Genomic DNA, 17,499 nt, shown 5'->3' with positions numbered 1-17,499 from the left:
TTATCATGCCCCTGTTTTCGGGGCGAACGGAAACCGATCTACGGAGGGCCGCCGATGTTTGAAAATCTGTCCGACCGTCTTGGCGGCGTATTCGACCGGCTGACCAAGCAGGGTGCGCTAAGCGAGGATGACGTCGCCGCCGCCATGCGCGAAGTGCGCGTGGCCCTGCTCGAAGCCGACGTTTCGCTGCCCGTCGCCCGCAGCTTTGTGAAAGCCGTCACCACCAAGGCCACCGGCGCGGCGGTCACAAAGTCGATCACCCCCGGCCAGCAGGTCGTCAAGATCGTCCATGACGAGCTGATCAAGGTCCTTCAGGGCGAGGATGCGCCCGACGCGCTGCGCATCGACAACCCGCCCGCGCCGATCCTGATGGTCGGTCTGCAGGGCTCGGGTAAGACGACGACGACCGCCAAGCTGGCGAAACGTTTGGCCGATCGCGAGAAAAAGCGCGTGTTGATGGCCTCGCTGGACACCCAGCGTCCGGCCGCAATGCAGCAGCTGGCGATTCTTGGCCAGCAGATCGGCGTCGATACCCTGCCGATCGTGCCGGGCGAGAATGCCGTGCAGATCGCCAAGCGCGCCAAGCAACAGGCGACGCTGGGCGGCTACGATGTCTATATGCTGGACACCGCCGGTCGTCTGCATATCGACCAGGTCCTGATGGACGAGGTTCAGGCCGTCCGTGACGTCGCCCAACCGCGCGAGACGCTGCTGGTCGTCGATGGTCTGACCGGTCAGGACGCGGTGAACGTCGCGACCGAGTTCGACGGCAAGGTCGGCATCTCGGGCGTCGTTCTGACCCGTATGGACGGCGATGGCCGTGGCGGCGCGGCGCTGTCGATGCGCGCTGTCACCGGCAAACCGATCCGCTTCGTCGGCCTTGGCGAAAAGATGGACGCGATCGAGGTCTTTGACGCGCATCGCGTCGCGGGCCGCATCCTTGGCATGGGCGACATCGTCGCGCTGGTCGAGAAAGCGCAGGAAGTGCTCGAGGTCGAACAGGCCGAGCGCATGATGAAGCGCTTCCAGAAGGGCATGTTCAACATGAACGACCTTCGCAACCAGCTTGAGCAGATGATGAAGATGGGCGGCATGCAGTCCATCATGGGCATGATGCCGGGCATGGGCAAAATGGCCAAGCAGGCAGAGGCCGCTGGTTTCGACGACAAGGCGATCAAGCGCCAGATTGCGCTGATCAACTCGATGACCAAGAAAGAGCGCGCCAATCCCGACATCCTGCAAGCGAGCCGCAAGAAGCGCATCGCCGTCGGTGCGGGCATGGAAGTGTCGGAACTGAACAAGCTGCTGAAGATGCAGAAGCAGATGGCCGACACGATGAAGAAGCTGGGCAAGATGGGCAAGGGCGGCATGCTCAAGCAAGCCATGCGCGCGATGGGCGGCAAAGGCGGCGGGCTTCCCGACATGGCCAATGTCGATCCGGCGCAAATGGCGGAAGCCACCAAGATGCTGCAGGACCCCAAGGGTCTGGGCGGCCAGCTTGGCGGTCTGAACCTGCCCGGCGGGTTGTCGGGGCTGTTCGGTAAGAAGTGATGAGCCACAAGGTCCAGACCCTCAGCGTGGATGTTCCGGTGATCGAGACCGATCGCCTGATCCTGCGCGCGCCGAGGTTCTCGGATCTCGAAGCCATCACGGCCTTTGGCCTGTCCGAGCGCTCGCGCCATGTCGGCGGACCGATGCCGGAATGGAAAAGCTGGACCTCGCTCAACTCGATGATCGGGCACTGGATCATCCGTGGCTATGGCTGGTGGATGATCGAGGACAAGGCCACCGGCATCGTTGCCGGTCGCACCGGAATCGGCCATCACATCGACTGGCCCGAGCCGGAACTGGGCTGGCATCTGTATGAGGGTTTCGAGGGGCGGGGCATCGCCTATGAGGCCGCCTTGGCCGCGCGTGCCCATGCCCATGGCGTGATGGGTCTTGGCCCGCTGATCTCGCTTGTCGCGCCCGAAAATCTGCGCTCGCGCCGTCTGGCCGAGCGTCTGGGTGCGGTCGCGGAACGCGAAACGGTCATCCGCGGCACGACCTGCACCATCTTCCGCCACCCGATGGGGACGGCGTGATGATGATGGACGACCTTCTGTGCACGCTCTGTGTACGCCCGGTGTACAGCCTGTGCACCCAGCCCGGAGATCTGAATGAGTGAAGCCACGGCCCGCGCCGCGACCCTGTTGAAAGAACACCGCTCCAGCATCGACCGGCTGGACGCGATCTTGGTCTATACGCTGGCCGAGCGCTTCAAGCACACCCAATCCGTCGGCCGCCTCAAGGCCGAACACGAACTTCCTCCGTCCGATCCCGCCCGCGAGGCGCAGCAGATCGAGCGGTTGGAACGCCTCGCGCGCGAGGCCGATCTCGACCCGGAATTCGCGCGCAAATTCCTGAATTTCGTGATCTCGGAAGTCATCCGGCATCACGAGAACTTCCAGAAGTAAAGGCGGGTTAACCCCCGCCAACCCCGCCATTTCAAAGGAGAAAACGCAATGGCTATGAAAATCCGCCTCGCCCGTGGTGGCTCGAAGAAACGCCCGCACTACGCAATCGTCGCGACCGACTCGCGCATGCCGCGCGATGGCCGTTTCCTTGAGAAACTGGGCACCTACAACCCGCTGCTGGCCAAAGATTCCGAAGACCGCATCAAGATGGACGTCGAGCGCGTCCAGTACTGGATCGGCCAAGGCGCCCAGCCGACCGACCGCGTTGCCCGCTTCCTGGAAGCTGCTGGCGTGACCCCGAAAACCGAGCGCAAGAACCTGAAAAAAGGTGAGCCGGGCAAAGCCGCCAAAGAGCGCGCCGAGAAAAAAGCCGCTCGCGCCGCCGCTGCAACCGAAGCCGCTTCGGAATAATCCCCCATGGCCGAGCGGATCTGTGTCGGCGCTATCGCGGGCGCCTTTGGTGTCCGGGGCGAGGTGCGGCTGAAAAGCTTCACCTCCGAACCCAATGATATCGCCAATTACGGTCCGCTCTGGTCCGAGGATGGCAAACGCTCGTTCACCGTCCGCCTGACGCGGCCGGTGACGGGCGGACTTGGCGCCCGGCTTTCGGGCGTCGGGACACGCGAGGATGCCGAGGCGCTCAAAGGCGTGACGCTTTGGGCCGACCGCGACAAGCTTCCTTCGCTGCCGGATGACGAATTCTACCACACCGATCTGATCGGCCTGTCCGTCTATGATGCGGGCGGCGTGCTGATCGGCAAGGTCCGCGCGGTCTATGACCATGGCGCGGGCGATATTCTTGAGATTTTCGGGCCGGGTCGCAAGCAGACGCTGATGCTTCCCTTTACCCGCGCCTTTGTTCCGACCGTGGACATCGCGGCAGGTCGCATCATTGCCGACCCGCCCGACGAGGATGACGACGACGGAGAACCGCTGGAATGATCCGTATCGCCCTTTTGATCGCCGGTTTCGCGCTGATGCTCGTCGGCCCGCTGCTGCAGGGCCTGAGCGGCAGTGACAACCCGAACGCATATCTGTTCGCGCCGGTCCTGCTGGCGGGGTCGATCCCGATGCTGGCGGGGCGCAATATCTCGCCCAATCCGCGCATCATGGCGCAGGGCATCCTGCTTTGTGGCCTGATCGTGCTGGGAATGTGGTATCTGGGCGGGCTTGCTGCGCCCATGGCGATCGCCCCTGCCGCTCCGGTCGGCTGTGCGATTGCCGGAGCCTTGATCGCCGCCGCCGCGAACCTTCTGAAATTCCGCGACGCATGACCGACGAATCCAAAGCAGGCGGTTCGAAATCGCATGGTCGCCTGTCGATCAAACCCAGCATGCAGCCGCGTGACCTGATGGCTGAGCCGCAGGTGCGCGGTGCGTGGACCGCGCAGATCGTGACCCTATTCCCCGAGGCGTTCCCCGGCATTCTGGGCCTGTCGCTGACCGGTCGCGCGCTGGCCGAAGGGCTGTGGAACCTGCGCACCACCGATCTGCGCCCCTTCGGAATCGGCAAGCACCGCAATGTCGACGATACGCCCGCAGGTGGCGGTGCTGGCATGGTGATCCGTGCCGATGTCATGGACGCTGCTTTGCGCGAAGCGGGCAGCGACCTGCCGGTGATCTATCTTTCGCCGCGCGGAAAGCCCTTTACGCAGGAACGCGCCCGAGAATTGGCGAACGGCCCCGGCATGACCCTGATCTGCGGCCGTTTCGAGGGCGTCGACCAGCGCGTTCTGGACGCCCATAACGTAGAAGAGATCAGTATTGGCGATTATGTCCTGACCGGCGGCGAACTTGCCGCACAGGTCTTGATCGACGCGACGGTTCGCCTTATACCGCGCGTGCTGGGGAATCAGGACTCACTGGCCGAGGAATCCTTTTCCGACGGTCTTCTTGAGCACCCTCAGTACACGAAGCCCGCCCAATGGGAAGGCCGCGCGATCCCGGAAGTTCTACTGTCCGGCAATCACGCGGCTATTGCCAGTTGGAGAAGGGACATGGCCGAAAGGCTGACAAAGGAACGCCGCCCCGACCTGTGGCGGGCATATGAGGACACTCATATGGACCCGACAAAGGACCGACAGCTCTCGGGCGCATCAGACCAATCGCGGGCTTACCGTGAGCAACCAGAGGATCAAAAGCGATGAACCTGATCGCCCAACTCGAAGCCGAGCAGATCGCTGCGCTCGGCAAAGAAATCCCGGATTTCAAATCCGGCGACACCATCCGTGTCGGCTACAAAGTTACCGAAGGCACGCGTTCGCGCGTCCAGATGTATGAAGGCGTTGTGATCTCGCGCAAGGGCGGCGGCATTGGCGCTTCCTTCACCGTGCGCAAGATCTCGTTCGGCGAAGGCGTCGAGCGCGTTTTCCCGCTGTATTCGACCAACATCGACTCGATCACCGTCGTGCGTCGTGGCCGCGTCCGTCGCGCCAAGCTGTACTACCTGCGTGATCGTCGCGGTAAATCGGCACGTATCGCCGAGGTCACCAACTACAAGCCCAAAGCCGACGCTCAGGCCTGAGGAGACGCGCCATGAAAGCAGAAATTCACCCCGACTACCACGTCATCGACGTCAAGATGACCGACGGTACGGTCTATCAGGTTCGTTCGACCTGGGGCAAAGAAGGCGACACCATGTCGCTGGATATCGACCCGACCTCGCACCCGGCATGGACCGGCGGCTCGGCCAAACTGATGGACGCTGGCGGCCGCGTGTCGAAGTTCAAAAACAAATACGCTGGTCTGGGCTTCTAAGTCCTACGCTAAGCGCAGAAACGGAAACGCCGCCCCTAGGGGCGGCGTTTCTTGTTTCCGGGCGGATTTTCCGGCGGTGGGCGGGCCAGAAAAGGTGACGTCCGGTTTGGCTTGGGGGAAATGTCAGGCCCCCGGGTGATCTAGATCATGCCGACGAAAAGCGGTGACCAGATCGCGGACGTGGATTGCGCCGCACCCAAGGGCCTGCCGGTCATATGCCCTCGACCGGTATCGATCACCACGCGCCCATCGCGATATGTCCGCAGGACCGGACCTTGCGCGCTTTGATACGCCGACAGTGCAATCGTGGCGAAACCACGCAACGGGGCAGGGGAGGGAAGATTCACGGGCAGGCTGAAACGGATCATTGGTACGCTCCCTTGCTGTTCATGCGTTCGATAAAGGTGTCCCAGCGTCGGGGATCGCGGTTGCGCATCAGATCGACCGATGTTTCATGCGGCGTCGTGGTCAGCACGACCAGCGGAACGCCCGAGATCATGTGGGGTTTGCCCGAACAGCGGTCGATCAGCGAAACCGCATAGCGGGATTGGCCGGGCACGGCGGCCCGGAAGGCGTTTTCGGCGAAAGCCGACAGATGGTTCAGCATCGACATCTTTGGCTCCTGTTGCGATGGCCTGACGCCTGTTCTGGCACCTTTATTACGACATGCTCTGTCGTGTTTTGCAAGATAAATATCTATCAAATTAATCGTGATAAAATAATCGGTGACATCATCGCCTTATAGGAGTCTGCCTGCGCGTCAGGGTTGTTCCTCTTATGCCGCAGTCGCGGTGATTCGTGGCAGCACGGCGCTTTTCAAGACCTGCGGCGCTGCCTATTGTCCTGATCCGGAAACATGGTTTCTGAGGGGGCTAAATGGCGCATATCATCGTCGTCGGAAATGAGAAGGGTGGCTCGGGTAAATCCACCACCTCGATGCATGTAGCGACGGCGTTGGCCCGGATGGGGCACCGCGTTGGGGCGTTGGATCTGGACGTCCGCCAGCGCAGTTTTGGCCGTTATCTGGAAAATCGCGCATATTTTGTCAGAAGCGAAGGGCTGGACCTGCCGACGCCTTTACTTGGTCATCTGAGTGCCGAAAGCGACGGGATCGACCCATTGTCCCGCGCGGTCTCGGAACTTGAGCCGGATTGCGACTTCATCCTACTGGACTGCCCCGGATCGCATACCCGGCTAAGCCAGCTGGCCCATAGTCTGGCCGACACGCTGATCACGCCGATGAATGACAGTTTCATCGACTTCGACCTGCTCGCGCGGCTGTCTCCGGACGGAAAAATCCTTGGCCCCTCAATCTACGCCGAAATGGTCTGGAGTGCGCGGCAATTGCGCGGCCAGGCCGGAGCGGGCGCGATCGACTGGCTGGTGCTGCGCAATCGCCTTGGAACGCAGCAGATGCATAACAAACGCAAAGTCGGCGGAGCATTGGATACCTTGTCTAAGCGCATCGGCTTCCGCGTCGCGCCCGGTTTTTCGGAAAGGGTGATATTCCGCGAATTGTTCCCGCGTGGCCTGACCTTGCTGGACCTCAAGGATATCGGAACCGAACAGCTGAGCATGTCGAATATCGCAGCCCGACAGGAACTGCGCGACCTGATCGCGGAATTGCGCCTACCCGGAGTTTCCGTAACGTTCTAGGCGGGAGCCTGCGGGAACCTATATTATACCTGAGGCGTAATCCCTCACCAGGCGCAGAAGCTGGAGGACAGGCAAGATGACAGCACCCGGCAGGCTATTCGCCGCCGTGATGATCGGTTTCGGCATGAGCAGCTTGCCCATGCCCTCGGTTTCCCGCGCCAATGAGGCAGATGCGGCGATCGTGACCAAGGAAGTGGCTGTTGTCACAACTGCAAAAGCCGAACAGATTCCGGTCGAGGCCCGCGTGCCGGTGACAGGTTCGTTGGTCGCGCGCGAGCCGGTCCAGATCCACGCCAATGTCACGGGCTACGAGATCCGTGAAATTCGCGCCGATGTCGGGGAGAGCGTCAAGGCAGGCGATGTTCTGGTCGTGCTGGATGACGAGGCCTTGGTCGCCCAGCTTGCGCAGGCCGAGGCCGAGTATCAGCGCGCCGAAGCCAGCGTCAGCCAGGCCCGAAGCCAGATCGCAAGTGCCGCGGCCACTTTGACCCAAGCGGCCTCGCAGCTTGAGCGGACGCGCAGGCTGCGCCAAAGCGGCAGTGCGGCGCAATCCGTTCTGGACGAGGTCATCGCGACCGAAGCCTCGGCGCGGGCCGCGGCTGCATCGGCGTCGGACGGGTTGGGGGTTGCCAATGCCCAGCTTGCGCAGGCCGACGCGGCGCGGAAAATCGCCAGGCTGAACCTGCGCCACGCGCGAATTACGGCTCCGGTCGATGGGGTTATCGTGACGCGCAAGGCGGAAATCGGGGCGCTGGCCGGAACTGACGGCGAGCCGATGTTCACGATGATCGCGCGTGGCGAGATCGAGCTGGCCGCCGATGTCATCGAAACCGCCTTGGCCCAGATCCGGACGGGTGACATGGTCGAGGTGCAATTGTCGGGCATGGGAACAATCAATGGCAAAGTCCGCCTGATTCCTGCAGCGATTGATCCGGTCACGCGGCTTGGTCAGGCCCGCATCTCGCTGGACGCCGATCCTCGCCTGCGGATCGGATTGTTTGCCAGCGGTTGGGTCATCACCGACCGGCGTGATGCGGTCACCGTTCCGGCCAGCGCCGTATTGGCCGATGACGAAGGCGAGCGGGTGCAGATCGTCAAGGATGGCGTTGTCGAAACCCGTCCGGTCAAGGCTGGTCTGACCTGGCAGGGCCAGCGCGAGGTGCTGGAAGGTCTGCAACCGGGCGAGGAGGTCATCGCGCGGGCGGGGGCATTTTTCCGCACCGGTGACGAGGTCAGGGTCGTTAGCCCTGCTGCGATCGCGGATGTCCAGCCGGATCGCACACCATGAATTTTTCGACATGGTCCATCCGCCAGCCGGTTCCCTCGATTGCGGTATTTCTGGTGCTGCTGCTGGTTGGGCTTTACAGCTTCAGCCGCCTGCCGGTCACGGCGATGCCGAATATCGACCTGCCTTTGGTCAGCGTCACCGTCTCGCAACCGGGGGCTGCTCCGTCCGAGTTGACCCGGCAGGTGGTGCAGCCGATCGAGGATTCGATCTCTTCGATTAACGGCGTTCGCCATATCCGCTCGACCGCGACGGACAGTTCTGCCGTGATCACCGTCGAGTTCGAGCTTGAGACCGATACCGATCGCGCTGTGAACGACGTCAAGGACGCGGTCGCCAATGTCCGCGCTGATCTGCCCGAATCCATTGTCGAGCCGCTGATCCAACGCATCGACGTCAGCGGCATGGCGATCCTGACCTATGCCGTGACTGATCCGACCAAATCTATGGAGGAGTTGTCGAATTTCGTCGATGACGTCATCGCTCGCGACTTGTCCACGGTGCGGGGCGTGGCCAGCATCACGCGTATTGGCGGTGCGGACCGCCAGATCAATGTCGATCTGGACGCGGACCGGATGCATGCATTCGGCCTGACGGCAGCCGAGATCTCGGAACAGTTGCGGGCCAAGAACATCGACATGGGCGGTGGTCGCGGCGATTTGGCGGGCACCGAATATTCCATCCGTGCGCTCGGTTCGGCGACGGATGTGCAGCAGCTGGCGGCGACGCCGATCCTGATCGCGCAAGGGCGGACAATCCGTCTGGACCAGCTTGGCACGGTGACTGATGGCCCCAGCGAAGAACGCCAGTTCGCGTTGCTGGGCGGCAGCCCCGTAGTCGCCTTCGGTGTCTTTCGCGCCAGCGGTCAGTCCGATCTGGTGGCGGGTGACGGCACCAAAGCGCGTATCGCCGAAATTCTGGCGCGCCATCCCGGCGTCCGGATCGAACTGATCGACGACGCAACCACGCATACCGCAGCCAGCTATCATTCGGCGATGGATACGCTATACGAGGGCGCCGCGCTGGCGGTGATCGTGGTCTTCCTGTTCCTGCGCAATTGGCGCGCGACATTGATTGCCGCGGTGGCGCTGCCTTTGTCGATCATCCCGACCTTCTTCGTGATGCAGCAGCTTGGCTTCACCCTGAACGGGATCAGTCTGCTGGCGATCACGCTGGTGACCGGCATTCTGGTTGATGACGCAATTGTCGAGATCGAGAACATCGTCCGGCATATCAATATGGGCGTGCCCGCCTATGAGGCGAGCATGGAGGCGGCAAACGAAATTGGTCTGACCGTGATCGCGATCAGTTTCTCGATTGTGGCCGTTTTCGCTCCGGTCAGCTTTATGGGCGGCATTCCGGGTCAGTATTTCAAGCAATTCGGGCTGACGGTCGCGGTCTCGGTGCTGTTTTCGCTGCTGGTGGCGCGGTTGATCACGCCGATGATGGCGGCCTATTTCCTGCGCGACAACACCCATATCGCCGAGGGGCGCGACGGGCTGTTGCTGCGCGGGCTGATGTCGATCCTTGGCTGGACCCTGAAGCACCGTGCCCTTACCTTGCTGTTGGGCTTGGGGGTGTTTGCCGGCTCGATCTATTCCGCTACTTTGCTGCCGACCGAGTTTGTTCCCGAGCAGGATGTCGGCCGCAGCCAGATTTCGATCGAGTTGCCGCCCGGCTCGACCATCGCCGAAACCGAAACAGCCGCCCGCGTGATCTCCGAGCGGATCGCACGCGAGCCCGAGGTGCGCTCGGTTTTTGTGAACGGAGGCGATGGTCGGGTTACCGACGCGACGATCATGGTCAATTACGGCTCGAAAATGGATCGCGACAGGTCGAGCTTCGAGATCGAAAAGGCGATGAAGCACGATCTGTCTCAAATGCCCGACATGCGGATGAACTTCCTGAACGAAGCGGGCACGAACGATTTTGAGATCTCGGTTCTGGGCGATACCGAAGAAGCCGCGACCGAGGCCGCCGAGCGGCTGATGGCCGCAATGAAAACGCTGCCAAGTCTTGAGGGCGTCACCTCGTCAGCCGCGTTGCAACGTCCCGAAATGCAGATCCATCCACGCGACGCGGTTGCGGCCGAGTTGGGCGTGACGGCCAGCGCCCTAGCGACGACGCTGCGTGTGGCAACGCTGGGCGATACCGAATCCAACCTTGCCAAGTTCAATACCGGCGATGAGCAGATCCCGATCATGGTCCGCCTGAACGAGGACGCGCGGCGCGACCTGATGACGGTGCGCAACCTGCGCGTGCCAAGTTCTGCGGGGCAAGTGCCACTCGAGGCGGTGGCCGATGTCTCGATCTCGGCGGGTGCGACCGAAATCGGTCGCTATGACCGGCGCTACCGCACCGCCGTCTCGGCCAATCTGGCGGAAGGGGCTTTGCTCGGGCCGGTGAACCAGCAAGTGACCGAACTGCAAAGCGAGGTCGAATTGCCTACCGGAACCGAAATCCAGCCCTCTGGCGATGCCGAGATCATGGGCGAGGTATTTCAGGCCTTCGCGGTCGCGATGGTTTCGGGGGTGATGCTGACCTATGTCGTACTGGTGCTGCTGTTCCACAATTTCATCACGCCGGTTTCGATTCTGATGTCATTGCCGCTGGCGATTGGCGGTGCGATCCTTGCACTGTACCTGACCGGAAATTCGATCAGTATGGCCGTGGTGATCGGCTTCCTGATGCTCATGGGGATCGTGACCAAGAACGCGATCATGCTGGTCGAGTTCGCGCTGTCCTCGATTGATCGCGGCACACCGAAGCGCGAGGCGATCCTTGATGCGGTGCACAAGCGCGCGCGACCGATTGTGATGACCACGATCGCGATGACGGCGGGGATGGTCCCCTCGGCGATTGGGACGGGCGAAGGGGCCGAGTTCAGCGCACCCATGGCCATCGCGGTGATCGGGGGCCTGCTGCTGTCGACGCTGCTATCGCTGCTGTTCGTGCCTTCGCTGTTTTCTCTGATCCATGGCGGGCAGGTCCGCGCAGGCAGTTGGTTGCGCCGGAATATCGGCTTGAACTCGGCCCCCGAACTACCCGGTGAGTAAGGCCGGACAGGGCGTCATCGTTAACCAAAAAGAAAGGGGGCCGCAGCGGCCCCCTTTTTGTTATCGCGTCGGGTTCTGATCAGGCCAGCATGCCCATCGGGTTTTCCAGATGATGGACGATCTTGGCCAACAGTTGCGCGCCAAGCGCCCCGTCGATTACGCGGTGATCGACCGACAGCGTCATCGACATGACATTGCGCACCACGACTTCGCCATTTTCCACGACCGGAGTCTGGATGCCCGCGCCGACGGCAAGGATCGCGCCATGCGGCGGGTTGATGACCGCGTCGAAGTTCTCGATCCCGAACATGCCGAGGTTCGAGATCGCGAAGCTGCCGCCCTGATATTCATGCGGCGCAAGTTTCTTCGACTTGGCGCGTGCGGCCAGATCTTTCATCTCGGTCGACAGGGCCGACAGCGTCTTTTGCTGCGCGTCCTTCAGGACCGGAGTGAACAGACCGCCTTCGATCGCGACGGCAACCGCCACGTCCGAGGGCTTCAGCTTCAGGATGCGGTCACCCGCCCAGACGGCATTCGCGTCCGGCACTTCCTGCAGGGCCAAAGCGCAGGCCTTGATGATGAAGTCGTTGACCGACAGCTTCACGCCACGGGCTTCCAGCTGCTTGTTCAGCATGCCGCGGAACTCCATCAGCGCATCCAGTTTGGCCGAACGGCGCAGGTAGAAATGCGGGATGGTCTGCTTGGCCTCGGTCAGACGGGCCGCGATGGTGCGGCGCATGCCGTCCAGAGCGACTTCGGTCGTCTCGCGGTCGGCATACATCTTGAGGACGGTCTCGGTCGAGGGACCGGCGGCAACCGCTGCCGGGGCAGGGGCGGCTTTCGGGGCCTCGGCGACTGCAGCCACGGCTGCGGGTTTCGCAGCACCCTGCTTCGCGCCTTCGACATCCGCCTTGACGATGCGGCCATAGGGACCGGAGCCGGTCACCGAGGCCAGATCGATGCCCTTGTCAGCCGCGATCCGGCGCGCCAGAGGCGAGGCGAAGATGCGGTTGCCATCGGCGGCCTTGGGCGCAGCCGGGGCAGGGGCCGCTGCCGCTACGGGGGCGGGGGCAGTAGCTTCGGCTTTCGGGGCGGCGGCTTTAGGCGCAGGGGCCGCGCCGATATCGGCGGCGGATTCACCCTCCTCCAGCAGGATGGCGATGGCGGTGTTCACCTTCACGCCTGCGGTGCCTTCGGCGATCAGGATCTTGCCGATCTTGCCTTCGTCCACGGCCTCGAATTCCATCGTGGCCTTGTCGGTCTCGATCTCGGCGATCACGTCGCCGGATTTGACCTCGTCGCCTTCCTTCACCAGCCATTTGGCCAGCGTGCCTTCCTCCATTGTGGGGGAGAGCGCGGGCATCAGGATTTCTGTCGGCATCTCGCGTTCCCCTTACTTGTAGGTGACTTTTTTCACCGCCGCGACGACCTCGTCCGAGGTGATCAGGGCCAGCTTCTCAAGGTTGGCGGCATAGGGCATGGGCACGTCCTTGCCGGTGCAGTTGATCACCGGCGCGTCGAGGTAATCGAACGCGTTTTCCATGACATAGGCCGAGATGTGGTTGCCGATCGAGGCGACCGGGAAACCTTCCTCGACGGTGACGAGGCGGTTGGTTTTCTGCACCGAGGCGATGATGCTGTCATAGTCCAGCGGACGCAGGGTGCGCAGGTCGATGACTTCGGCGTCGATGCCCTCGGCGGCCAGCTTGTCGGCGGCTTCCAGCGCGTGGCTCATGCCGATGCCGAAGCTGACGATGGTCACGTCATTGCCCTCGCGGGCGATGCGGGCCTTGCCGAAGGGGATGGTGAAGTCTTCAAGGTCGGGGACCTCGAAGCTGCGACCATACATGATCTCGTTTTCAAGGAAAATCACCGGGTTCGGGTCGCGGATCGCCTGTTTCAGCAGACCTTTCGCATCGGCTGCCGAATAGGGCATGACGACTTTCAGGCCGGGGATCTGGGCATACCAAGCGGCATAATCTTGGCTGTGCTGCGCGCCGACGCGGGCGGCGGCACCGTTCGGACCGCGGAAGACCATCGGCGCACCCATCTGGCCGCCCGACATGTAAAGCGTCTTGGCTGCCGAGTTGATGATGTGGTCGATCGCCTGCATGGCGAAGTTGAAGGTCATGAACTCGACGATCGGGCGCAGACCACCCATCGCGGCGCCCGTGCCGATACCGGCAAAGCCGATTTCGCTGATGGGCGTGTCGACGACGCGGCGCGGGCCGAACTTGTCGAGCAGGCCTTGGCTGATCTTGTAGGCGCCCTGATACTCGCCGACTTCCTCACCCATGAGGAAGACGGTCTCGTCGCGGAGCATTTCCTCTTCCATGGCTTCGCGCAGGGCTTCCCGCACGGTCATGGTCTTCATCTTGGTGCCTTCCGGCCAGTCGGGCGAGCGGCTCACCTTAACGGCGACCGGCGCGGCGGCGACGGCAGCGGCGGGGGCTTCGGCTTTCGCTTCGACCGGGGCAGCGGCGGTAGCGGCGGGCTTGATGTCGTCGGCGCTTTCGCCCTCTTCGACCAGAACGGCGATGGGGGTGTTCACTTTGACGCCCTGCGCGCCTTCGGCGATCAGGATCTTGCCAAGGATGCCTTCATCGACGGCCTCGAACTCCATCGTGGCCTTGTCGGTCTCGATCTCGGCGATGATGTCGCCTGACTTGACCGTGTCGCCTTCTTTTTTCAGCCATTTCGCAAGGGTGCCTTCCTCCATGGTCGGCGACAAAGCGGGCATCAGAATCTCGGTTGCCATGTCTTGTTTCCCCTTACGCGTTGGCCGGCAGTTCGGCGTAGATATCGGTCCAAAGCTCCGAAAGCGCGGGTTCCGGGCTTTCCTTGGCGAACTCGGCGGATTCGTTCACGATATCCTTGATTTCCTTGTCGATGGCCTTGAGGTCATCTTCGCTGGCATGGTTGCCGGTCAGCAGCAGCTCGCGGACGTTCTCGATCGGGTCACGCTCGTCGCGCATCTTCTGCACTTCCTCGCGCGAGCGGTATTTCGCGGGGTCGGACATCGAGTGGCCGCGATAGCGATAGGTCATCACTTCGAGGATATAGGGGCCTTTGCCCGCGCGGCAGTGCGCCACCGCCTTTTCGCCCGCCGCTTTCACGGCCAGAACGTCCATGCCGTCGACCTGCTCGCCTTGGATGCCGAAGGCCGCGCCGCGACCGAAGAAGCTGGTCGATTTGGTCGAGCGTTTGACCGAGGTGCCCATGGCATATTGGTTGTTCTCGATCACGAAAACCACCGGCAACGACCACAGTTCGGCCATGTTGTAGGTCTCGTAGACCTGACCTTGGTTCGCCGCGCCGTCACCGAAATAGGTGAAGGTCACGTTGTCATTGCCAAGGTATTTGTCGGCGAAGGCCAGACCCGCGCCCAGCGGAACCTGCGCCGCAACGATGCCGTGGCCGCCGTAGAAATGCTTCTCGCGGCTGAACATGTGCATCGAGCCGCCCTTGCCCTTGGAGTAGCCCCCCTCGCGCCCGGTCAGCTCGGCCATCACGCCGTTTGCCTCCATGCCGCAGGCCAGCATATGGCCGTGGTCGCGATACGAGGTGATGCGCTTGTCGCCCTCTTTCGAGCAGGCCTCGAGGCCGACGACGACGGCTTCCTGGCCGATATAGAGGTGGCAGAACCCACCGATCAGACCCATGCCATAAAGCTGGCCGGCCTTTTCCTCGAATCGGCGGATCAGCAGCATGTCACGATAGTATTTGAGAAGCTCGTCCTTGGATACGTTGGACGGGACTTCCTTGGCGGCGGGCTTTCTGACCATGGGTGGTCCTCCTCCTAGGCGCAGGATAGTTCAGCGTTAAACTACTTCTAAGGCGGAGTTCCGGGAAAAGTAAACCTGCGATCTGCGGGCCATGCATAAAATGGCCGCATCCCGATAAACGCTGCCTGAATGGCGCTCAGCGTATGATGATTTCGTCGGGCCGCAAATAGCCCAGGACGTCGCGGGTGCGTTCGTCCAGCAGATCCAGATCCAGATAATCGTCTGACAGACGGCGCGTCAGGTTGCGCATCCGGTCGACCTCGGCTTGCAGTTTGTCTCGCTGGGTGACCAGTTCGCGGGTGTCGGCTTTCAGCTGCTCGCGCCTGAGCACACCCGATGGACCCTGCACGGCGGCAAAGGCGAAATAGATCCCCAGCAGGATCATGATCACGAAAAAGACCAGAGCGCTGATCGACAGGCGTTCGGACATCGGGCGTTTCCCCTTGGTTTTGGGGGATCATGCCACAGCATTGCCAATCGGGGAATCCCAATCGCAAGCGATTGACACTTGCCGTCCCAACGCCTTCCATGGCGCGATGAGCCATATCCTGTCCTTGCGGAAAAGAACCTGACCATGCTGGCGTTGTTGCGACTGATCGGGCTGGTGCTGGTGGTCGAGCTGATTTTCTATTTCCTGCTCACGGTCTATATCCGCAGCACGAGGCGCGAGGCCTTGGAAAACGAATGGGATAGACGTCATCCTGAAAAAACGGGGCCTTCGCCGGAACGACGCGAGTTCGTGCGGCGTTCGATGATCGGATTCAGCAAGACCCTACGGGCGCGGCTTGTCGGTCTGGTGCTGGTCCTGCCGGTGGTCGCAATCGTCGTGATCGTCATATTGGTGAACTACAATTGAGAGGGCGCCGATGCGCTGGTTTCTGACTGTTCTTGGTGTGCTGTTCGGCATCACTGTTTTTCTGTTTCTGGATTACGCTCTGCCCTCGAAGCAGACCGTTCGGATTACCAACACCTACAACAGGTTGACCGATATCGGGGCGAACGCGATTTTCTACGCGTCGCCCGATACCGGAACGGTGCAGAACGCGCAGGGCCAGCGCGACGTGCGGTTCATTGACACGCTGCGTCCGAACGGCAAGCCCTATGTCTATCGCAACGAGGACACCGGCTGGATCTGGCCGCCCTATTTCAAATATGACAGCTCGAACCTGCACGCTCAGGCGACCGATATGAAATCGACCTCGGCCAGTCCGGAATGGGTCAGCGTCACGTCCTATGGCTGGCGGGTGTCGTGGCTGTCGATCTATCCTAACGCCATTTCGGTCAGGCCGGTGGCCGGTCCCGATGTGAAGCCCTTGAACTGGCCCGCGATGGTCATCCTGCTGATCCTCGGGCTGCTGCTGTTCCTGATCTGGCGGATGTGGAACCAGTTCCACGAGCGCAGCATCGAACCAGCGATCCGCTCGGCTGACGAGGCGTGGGACCGCATCGATGCCAGCGCCGACGCAGCAAGGGACCGGGCCAGCGGTCGGATTCGCCGCTGGTGGAACGGGCTGTGGGGGCGCTAGACCGCGAAGGGGGACAACATGGACAAGCCAAGCCGCCGCAATGCAGGTACTCCGCTTCGTACCGAATGGTTCGAAAGCATCCGCATCAACACTCCGGCCAGTGAGCGGCGCGCGGCAAGTCTGCCTGCGCGGCGCAGTCTGAAAAAGGAATGGCAGGCGGCGTGGCTGTTGAATGCGGTGCGCTGCATCGATCTGACCACCTTGTCCGGCGACGATACGGCCGACCGCGTCGCGCGTCTTTGCGCCAAGGCCCGCCAGCCGATCGAGGCCGATCTGTTGGAGGCGATGGGTATCGATCGCCTGACGACCGGAGCGGTTTGCGTCTATCCGACGATGGTTTCCGCAGCAAAGCGGGTGCTCGAAGGCTCGGGCGTTCCGGTGGCTTCGGTTGCGACGGGTTTTCCTGCAGGGCTGATGCCGCTGGATCTGCGGCTGGCCGAGATCCGCTATGCTTTGGATCAGGGCGCGGATGAAATCGACATCGTCATTTCCCGTGCGCTTGTCCTGCAGGCAAACTGGTCCGCCCTATATGACGAATTATGCGCGATGCGCGAAGCGTGCGGCCCGGCGTTGATGAAATCCATTCTGGCGACAGGCGAGCTGAAAACTCTGGAGAACGTCGCCAAGGCCAGCCATGTCGCGATGCAGGCGGGTTCGGATTTCATCAAGACCTCGACTGGAAAAGAGCCCGTCAACGCCACCCTGCCGGTCAGCCTGACCATGTTGCGCACGATACGCGACTATCGCGATCACACGGGTTTCGATGTCGGGTTCAAGCCTGCGGGCGGGCTTCGGACGGCCAAGGATGCGCTGAACTGGCAGGTTCTGATGCTTGAGGAACTGGGCCGAGACTGGTTGCGTCCGGACCTGTTCCGCATTGGCGCATCATCGCTGCTTGGCGATATCGAGCGGCAGATTTCCCATCACGTGACGGGGCGCTATGCCGCCTCGCACCGGCTGGCAGCAGGATAAGACGATT

At 62.1% G+C, this 17,499-nt stretch carries 21 protein-coding genes; 15 read left to right on the top strand and 6 right to left on the bottom strand.

Annotated elements, in window-relative coordinates:
* Window positions 1-54: 54 nt before the first annotated feature.
* The 9 genes from ffh (at window position 55) to rpmE (ending at window position 5,212) form a co-directional block, all read left to right on the top strand.
* Window positions 55-1,551, top strand: a complete 1,497-nt coding sequence (gene ffh / locus GL286_RS13395; protein ID WP_155096068.1) for a signal recognition particle protein — start codon at window positions 55-57, stop codon at window positions 1,549-1,551.
* Window positions 1,551-2,084: a GNAT family N-acetyltransferase gene (locus tag GL286_RS13390; RefSeq protein ID WP_155096067.1), complete on the top strand. Its 534-nt coding sequence runs from the start codon at window positions 1,551-1,553 to the stop codon at window positions 2,082-2,084. Before ffh ends, GL286_RS13390 begins: the two co-directional genes overlap by 1 nt.
* 75 nt (window positions 2,085-2,159) lie before the next feature.
* The gene (locus tag GL286_RS13385) at window positions 2,160-2,456 is read left to right on the top strand and encodes a chorismate mutase (protein ID WP_155096066.1); all 297 of its coding nucleotides are present in this window, start codon (window positions 2,160-2,162) and stop codon (window positions 2,454-2,456) included.
* Between the two features lie 48 nt (window positions 2,457-2,504).
* Window positions 2,505-2,867 carry a 30S ribosomal protein S16 gene (gene rpsP, locus GL286_RS13380; protein WP_155096065.1) on the top strand — a complete coding sequence of 121 codons (363 nt, stop codon included), beginning with the start codon at window positions 2,505-2,507 and terminating at the stop codon, window positions 2,865-2,867.
* 6 nt (window positions 2,868-2,873) lie between these two features.
* Window positions 2,874-3,398: a ribosome maturation factor RimM gene (rimM, locus tag GL286_RS13375; RefSeq protein ID WP_155096064.1), complete on the top strand. Its 525-nt coding sequence runs from the start codon at window positions 2,874-2,876 to the stop codon at window positions 3,396-3,398.
* Complete coding sequence (locus GL286_RS13370; protein ID WP_155096063.1) at window positions 3,395-3,730, top strand: hypothetical protein; 336 nt, start codon at window positions 3,395-3,397, stop codon at window positions 3,728-3,730. Before rimM ends, GL286_RS13370 begins: the two co-directional genes overlap by 4 nt.
* Window positions 3,727-4,602, top strand: a complete 876-nt coding sequence (gene trmD, locus GL286_RS13365; protein WP_155096062.1) for a tRNA (guanosine(37)-N1)-methyltransferase TrmD — start codon at window positions 3,727-3,729, stop codon at window positions 4,600-4,602. The genes GL286_RS13370 and trmD overlap by 4 nt, the downstream gene beginning before the upstream one ends.
* Window positions 4,599-4,979, top strand: coding sequence for a 50S ribosomal protein L19 (gene rplS, locus GL286_RS13360; protein WP_155096061.1), 381 nt, complete (start codon window positions 4,599-4,601; stop codon window positions 4,977-4,979). Before trmD ends, rplS begins: the two co-directional genes overlap by 4 nt.
* A gap of 11 nt (window positions 4,980-4,990) precedes the next feature.
* A complete protein-coding gene (rpmE, locus tag GL286_RS13355; protein ID WP_155096060.1) occupies window positions 4,991-5,212 on the top strand; it encodes a 50S ribosomal protein L31 in 222 nt (73 codons plus the stop codon).
* Between the two features lie 140 nt (window positions 5,213-5,352).
* Here the strand turns inward: rpmE and GL286_RS13350 are convergent, their stop codons facing one another.
* Together GL286_RS13350 and GL286_RS13345 are read right to left on the bottom strand one after the other, a co-directional pair.
* Window positions 5,353-5,580, bottom strand: coding sequence for a hypothetical protein (locus GL286_RS13350; protein ID WP_155096059.1), 228 nt, complete (start codon window positions 5,578-5,580; stop codon window positions 5,353-5,355).
* The gene (locus GL286_RS13345) at window positions 5,577-5,825 is read right to left on the bottom strand and encodes a hypothetical protein (protein WP_155096058.1); all 249 of its coding nucleotides are present in this window, start codon (window positions 5,823-5,825) and stop codon (window positions 5,577-5,579) included. The genes GL286_RS13350 and GL286_RS13345 overlap by 4 nt, the downstream gene beginning before the upstream one ends.
* Before the next feature lie 263 nt (window positions 5,826-6,088).
* Here GL286_RS13345 and GL286_RS13340 point away from each other — a divergent pair, with 263 nt between their 5' ends.
* From GL286_RS13340 to GL286_RS13330, 3 genes are all read left to right on the top strand, one after another.
* Window positions 6,089-6,868, top strand: coding sequence for a division plane positioning ATPase MipZ (locus tag GL286_RS13340; RefSeq protein WP_155096057.1), 780 nt, complete (start codon window positions 6,089-6,091; stop codon window positions 6,866-6,868).
* A 76-nt stretch (window positions 6,869-6,944) separates the two neighbouring features.
* Window positions 6,945-8,156 carry an efflux RND transporter periplasmic adaptor subunit gene (locus GL286_RS13335; protein ID WP_246184947.1) on the top strand — a complete coding sequence of 404 codons (1,212 nt, stop codon included), beginning with the start codon at window positions 6,945-6,947 and terminating at the stop codon, window positions 8,154-8,156.
* Window positions 8,153-11,209: an efflux RND transporter permease subunit gene (locus tag GL286_RS13330; protein WP_155096056.1), complete on the top strand. Its 3,057-nt coding sequence runs from the start codon at window positions 8,153-8,155 to the stop codon at window positions 11,207-11,209. The genes GL286_RS13335 and GL286_RS13330 overlap by 4 nt, the downstream gene beginning before the upstream one ends.
* 79 nt (window positions 11,210-11,288) lie before the next feature.
* Here GL286_RS13330 and GL286_RS13325 read toward each other — a convergent pair whose 3' ends face one another.
* From GL286_RS13325 to GL286_RS13310, 4 genes are all read right to left on the bottom strand, one after another.
* On the bottom strand, window positions 11,289-12,590 hold the full coding sequence (locus GL286_RS13325) for a pyruvate dehydrogenase complex dihydrolipoamide acetyltransferase (protein ID WP_155096055.1): 1,302 nt from the start codon (window positions 12,588-12,590) through the stop codon (window positions 11,289-11,291).
* A gap of 12 nt (window positions 12,591-12,602) precedes the next feature.
* Window positions 12,603-13,967 (bottom strand): pyruvate dehydrogenase complex E1 component subunit beta, encoded by a 1,365-nt coding sequence (locus GL286_RS13320; protein ID WP_155096054.1) that lies wholly within the window; start codon window positions 13,965-13,967, stop codon window positions 12,603-12,605.
* Between the two features lie 13 nt (window positions 13,968-13,980).
* Window positions 13,981-14,994, bottom strand: a complete 1,014-nt coding sequence (gene pdhA, locus GL286_RS13315; RefSeq protein WP_155096053.1) for a pyruvate dehydrogenase (acetyl-transferring) E1 component subunit alpha — start codon at window positions 14,992-14,994, stop codon at window positions 13,981-13,983.
* Between the two features lie 136 nt (window positions 14,995-15,130).
* Complete coding sequence (locus GL286_RS13310; protein WP_155096052.1) at window positions 15,131-15,424, bottom strand: FtsB family cell division protein; 294 nt, start codon at window positions 15,422-15,424, stop codon at window positions 15,131-15,133.
* A gap of 78 nt (window positions 15,425-15,502) precedes the next feature.
* Between GL286_RS13310 and GL286_RS13305 the strand changes: the two genes are divergently transcribed.
* The 3 genes from GL286_RS13305 to deoC are packed head-to-tail and all read left to right on the top strand — an operon-like array spanning window position 15,503 to window position 17,492.
* On the top strand, window positions 15,503-15,850 hold the full coding sequence (locus tag GL286_RS13305) for a hypothetical protein (protein WP_246184946.1): 348 nt from the start codon (window positions 15,503-15,505) through the stop codon (window positions 15,848-15,850).
* Between the two features lie 10 nt (window positions 15,851-15,860).
* On the top strand, window positions 15,861-16,520 hold the full coding sequence (locus GL286_RS13300; RefSeq protein WP_155096050.1) for a DUF1523 family protein: 660 nt from the start codon (window positions 15,861-15,863) through the stop codon (window positions 16,518-16,520).
* An 18-nt stretch (window positions 16,521-16,538) separates the two neighbouring features.
* Complete coding sequence (deoC, locus tag GL286_RS13295) at window positions 16,539-17,492, top strand: deoxyribose-phosphate aldolase (protein WP_155096049.1); 954 nt, start codon at window positions 16,539-16,541, stop codon at window positions 17,490-17,492.
* The last annotated feature ends 7 nt before the right edge of the window (window positions 17,493-17,499 follow it).

Origin of the sequence: Paracoccus aestuariivivens (genome assembly GCF_009711225.1) — a bacterium.
GTDB classification, from domain to species: domain Bacteria; phylum Pseudomonadota; class Alphaproteobacteria; order Rhodobacterales; family Rhodobacteraceae; genus Paracoccus; species Paracoccus aestuariivivens.
Note: the sequence above shows the minus strand (reverse complement) of the source record. Positions and strands in the feature narration are given on the sequence as shown.

Excerpts from the sequence above, each read along its gene's own strand:
- trmD (WP_155096062.1), top strand. The coding sequence starts at position 3,727 with ATGACCGACGAATCCAAAGCAGGCGGTTCGAAATCGCATGGTCGCCTG.
- rpsP (WP_155096065.1), top strand. The coding sequence starts at position 2,505 with ATGGCTATGAAAATCCGCCTCGCCCGTGGTGGCTCGAAGAAACGCCCG.
- GL286_RS13390 (WP_155096067.1), top strand. The coding sequence starts at position 1,551 with ATGAGCCACAAGGTCCAGACCCTCAGCGTGGATGTTCCGGTGATCGAG.
- GL286_RS13330 (WP_155096056.1), top strand. The coding sequence starts at position 8,153 with ATGAATTTTTCGACATGGTCCATCCGCCAGCCGGTTCCCTCGATTGCG.
- GL286_RS13350 (WP_155096059.1), bottom strand. The coding sequence starts at position 5,580 with ATGATCCGTTTCAGCCTGCCCGTGAATCTTCCCTCCCCTGCCCCGTTG.
- GL286_RS13385 (WP_155096066.1), top strand. The coding sequence starts at position 2,160 with ATGAGTGAAGCCACGGCCCGCGCCGCGACCCTGTTGAAAGAACACCGC.
- GL286_RS13345 (WP_155096058.1), bottom strand. The coding sequence starts at position 5,825 with ATGTCGATGCTGAACCATCTGTCGGCTTTCGCCGAAAACGCCTTCCGG.
- deoC (WP_155096049.1), top strand. The coding sequence starts at position 16,539 with ATGGACAAGCCAAGCCGCCGCAATGCAGGTACTCCGCTTCGTACCGAA.
- rplS (WP_155096061.1), top strand. The coding sequence starts at position 4,599 with ATGAACCTGATCGCCCAACTCGAAGCCGAGCAGATCGCTGCGCTCGGC.
- rpmE (WP_155096060.1), top strand. The coding sequence starts at position 4,991 with ATGAAAGCAGAAATTCACCCCGACTACCACGTCATCGACGTCAAGATG.
- GL286_RS13335 (WP_246184947.1), top strand. The coding sequence starts at position 6,945 with ATGACAGCACCCGGCAGGCTATTCGCCGCCGTGATGATCGGTTTCGGC.
- ffh (WP_155096068.1), top strand. The coding sequence starts at position 55 with ATGTTTGAAAATCTGTCCGACCGTCTTGGCGGCGTATTCGACCGGCTG.
- GL286_RS13370 (WP_155096063.1), top strand. The coding sequence starts at position 3,395 with ATGATCCGTATCGCCCTTTTGATCGCCGGTTTCGCGCTGATGCTCGTC.
- rimM (WP_155096064.1), top strand. The coding sequence starts at position 2,874 with ATGGCCGAGCGGATCTGTGTCGGCGCTATCGCGGGCGCCTTTGGTGTC.
- pdhA (WP_155096053.1), bottom strand. The coding sequence starts at position 14,994 with ATGGTCAGAAAGCCCGCCGCCAAGGAAGTCCCGTCCAACGTATCCAAG.
- GL286_RS13320 (WP_155096054.1), bottom strand. The coding sequence starts at position 13,967 with ATGGCAACCGAGATTCTGATGCCCGCTTTGTCGCCGACCATGGAGGAA.
- GL286_RS13325 (WP_155096055.1), bottom strand. The coding sequence starts at position 12,590 with ATGCCGACAGAAATCCTGATGCCCGCGCTCTCCCCCACAATGGAGGAA.
- GL286_RS13340 (WP_155096057.1), top strand. The coding sequence starts at position 6,089 with ATGGCGCATATCATCGTCGTCGGAAATGAGAAGGGTGGCTCGGGTAAA.
- GL286_RS13310 (WP_155096052.1), bottom strand. The coding sequence starts at position 15,424 with ATGTCCGAACGCCTGTCGATCAGCGCTCTGGTCTTTTTCGTGATCATG.
- GL286_RS13300 (WP_155096050.1), top strand. The coding sequence starts at position 15,861 with ATGCGCTGGTTTCTGACTGTTCTTGGTGTGCTGTTCGGCATCACTGTT.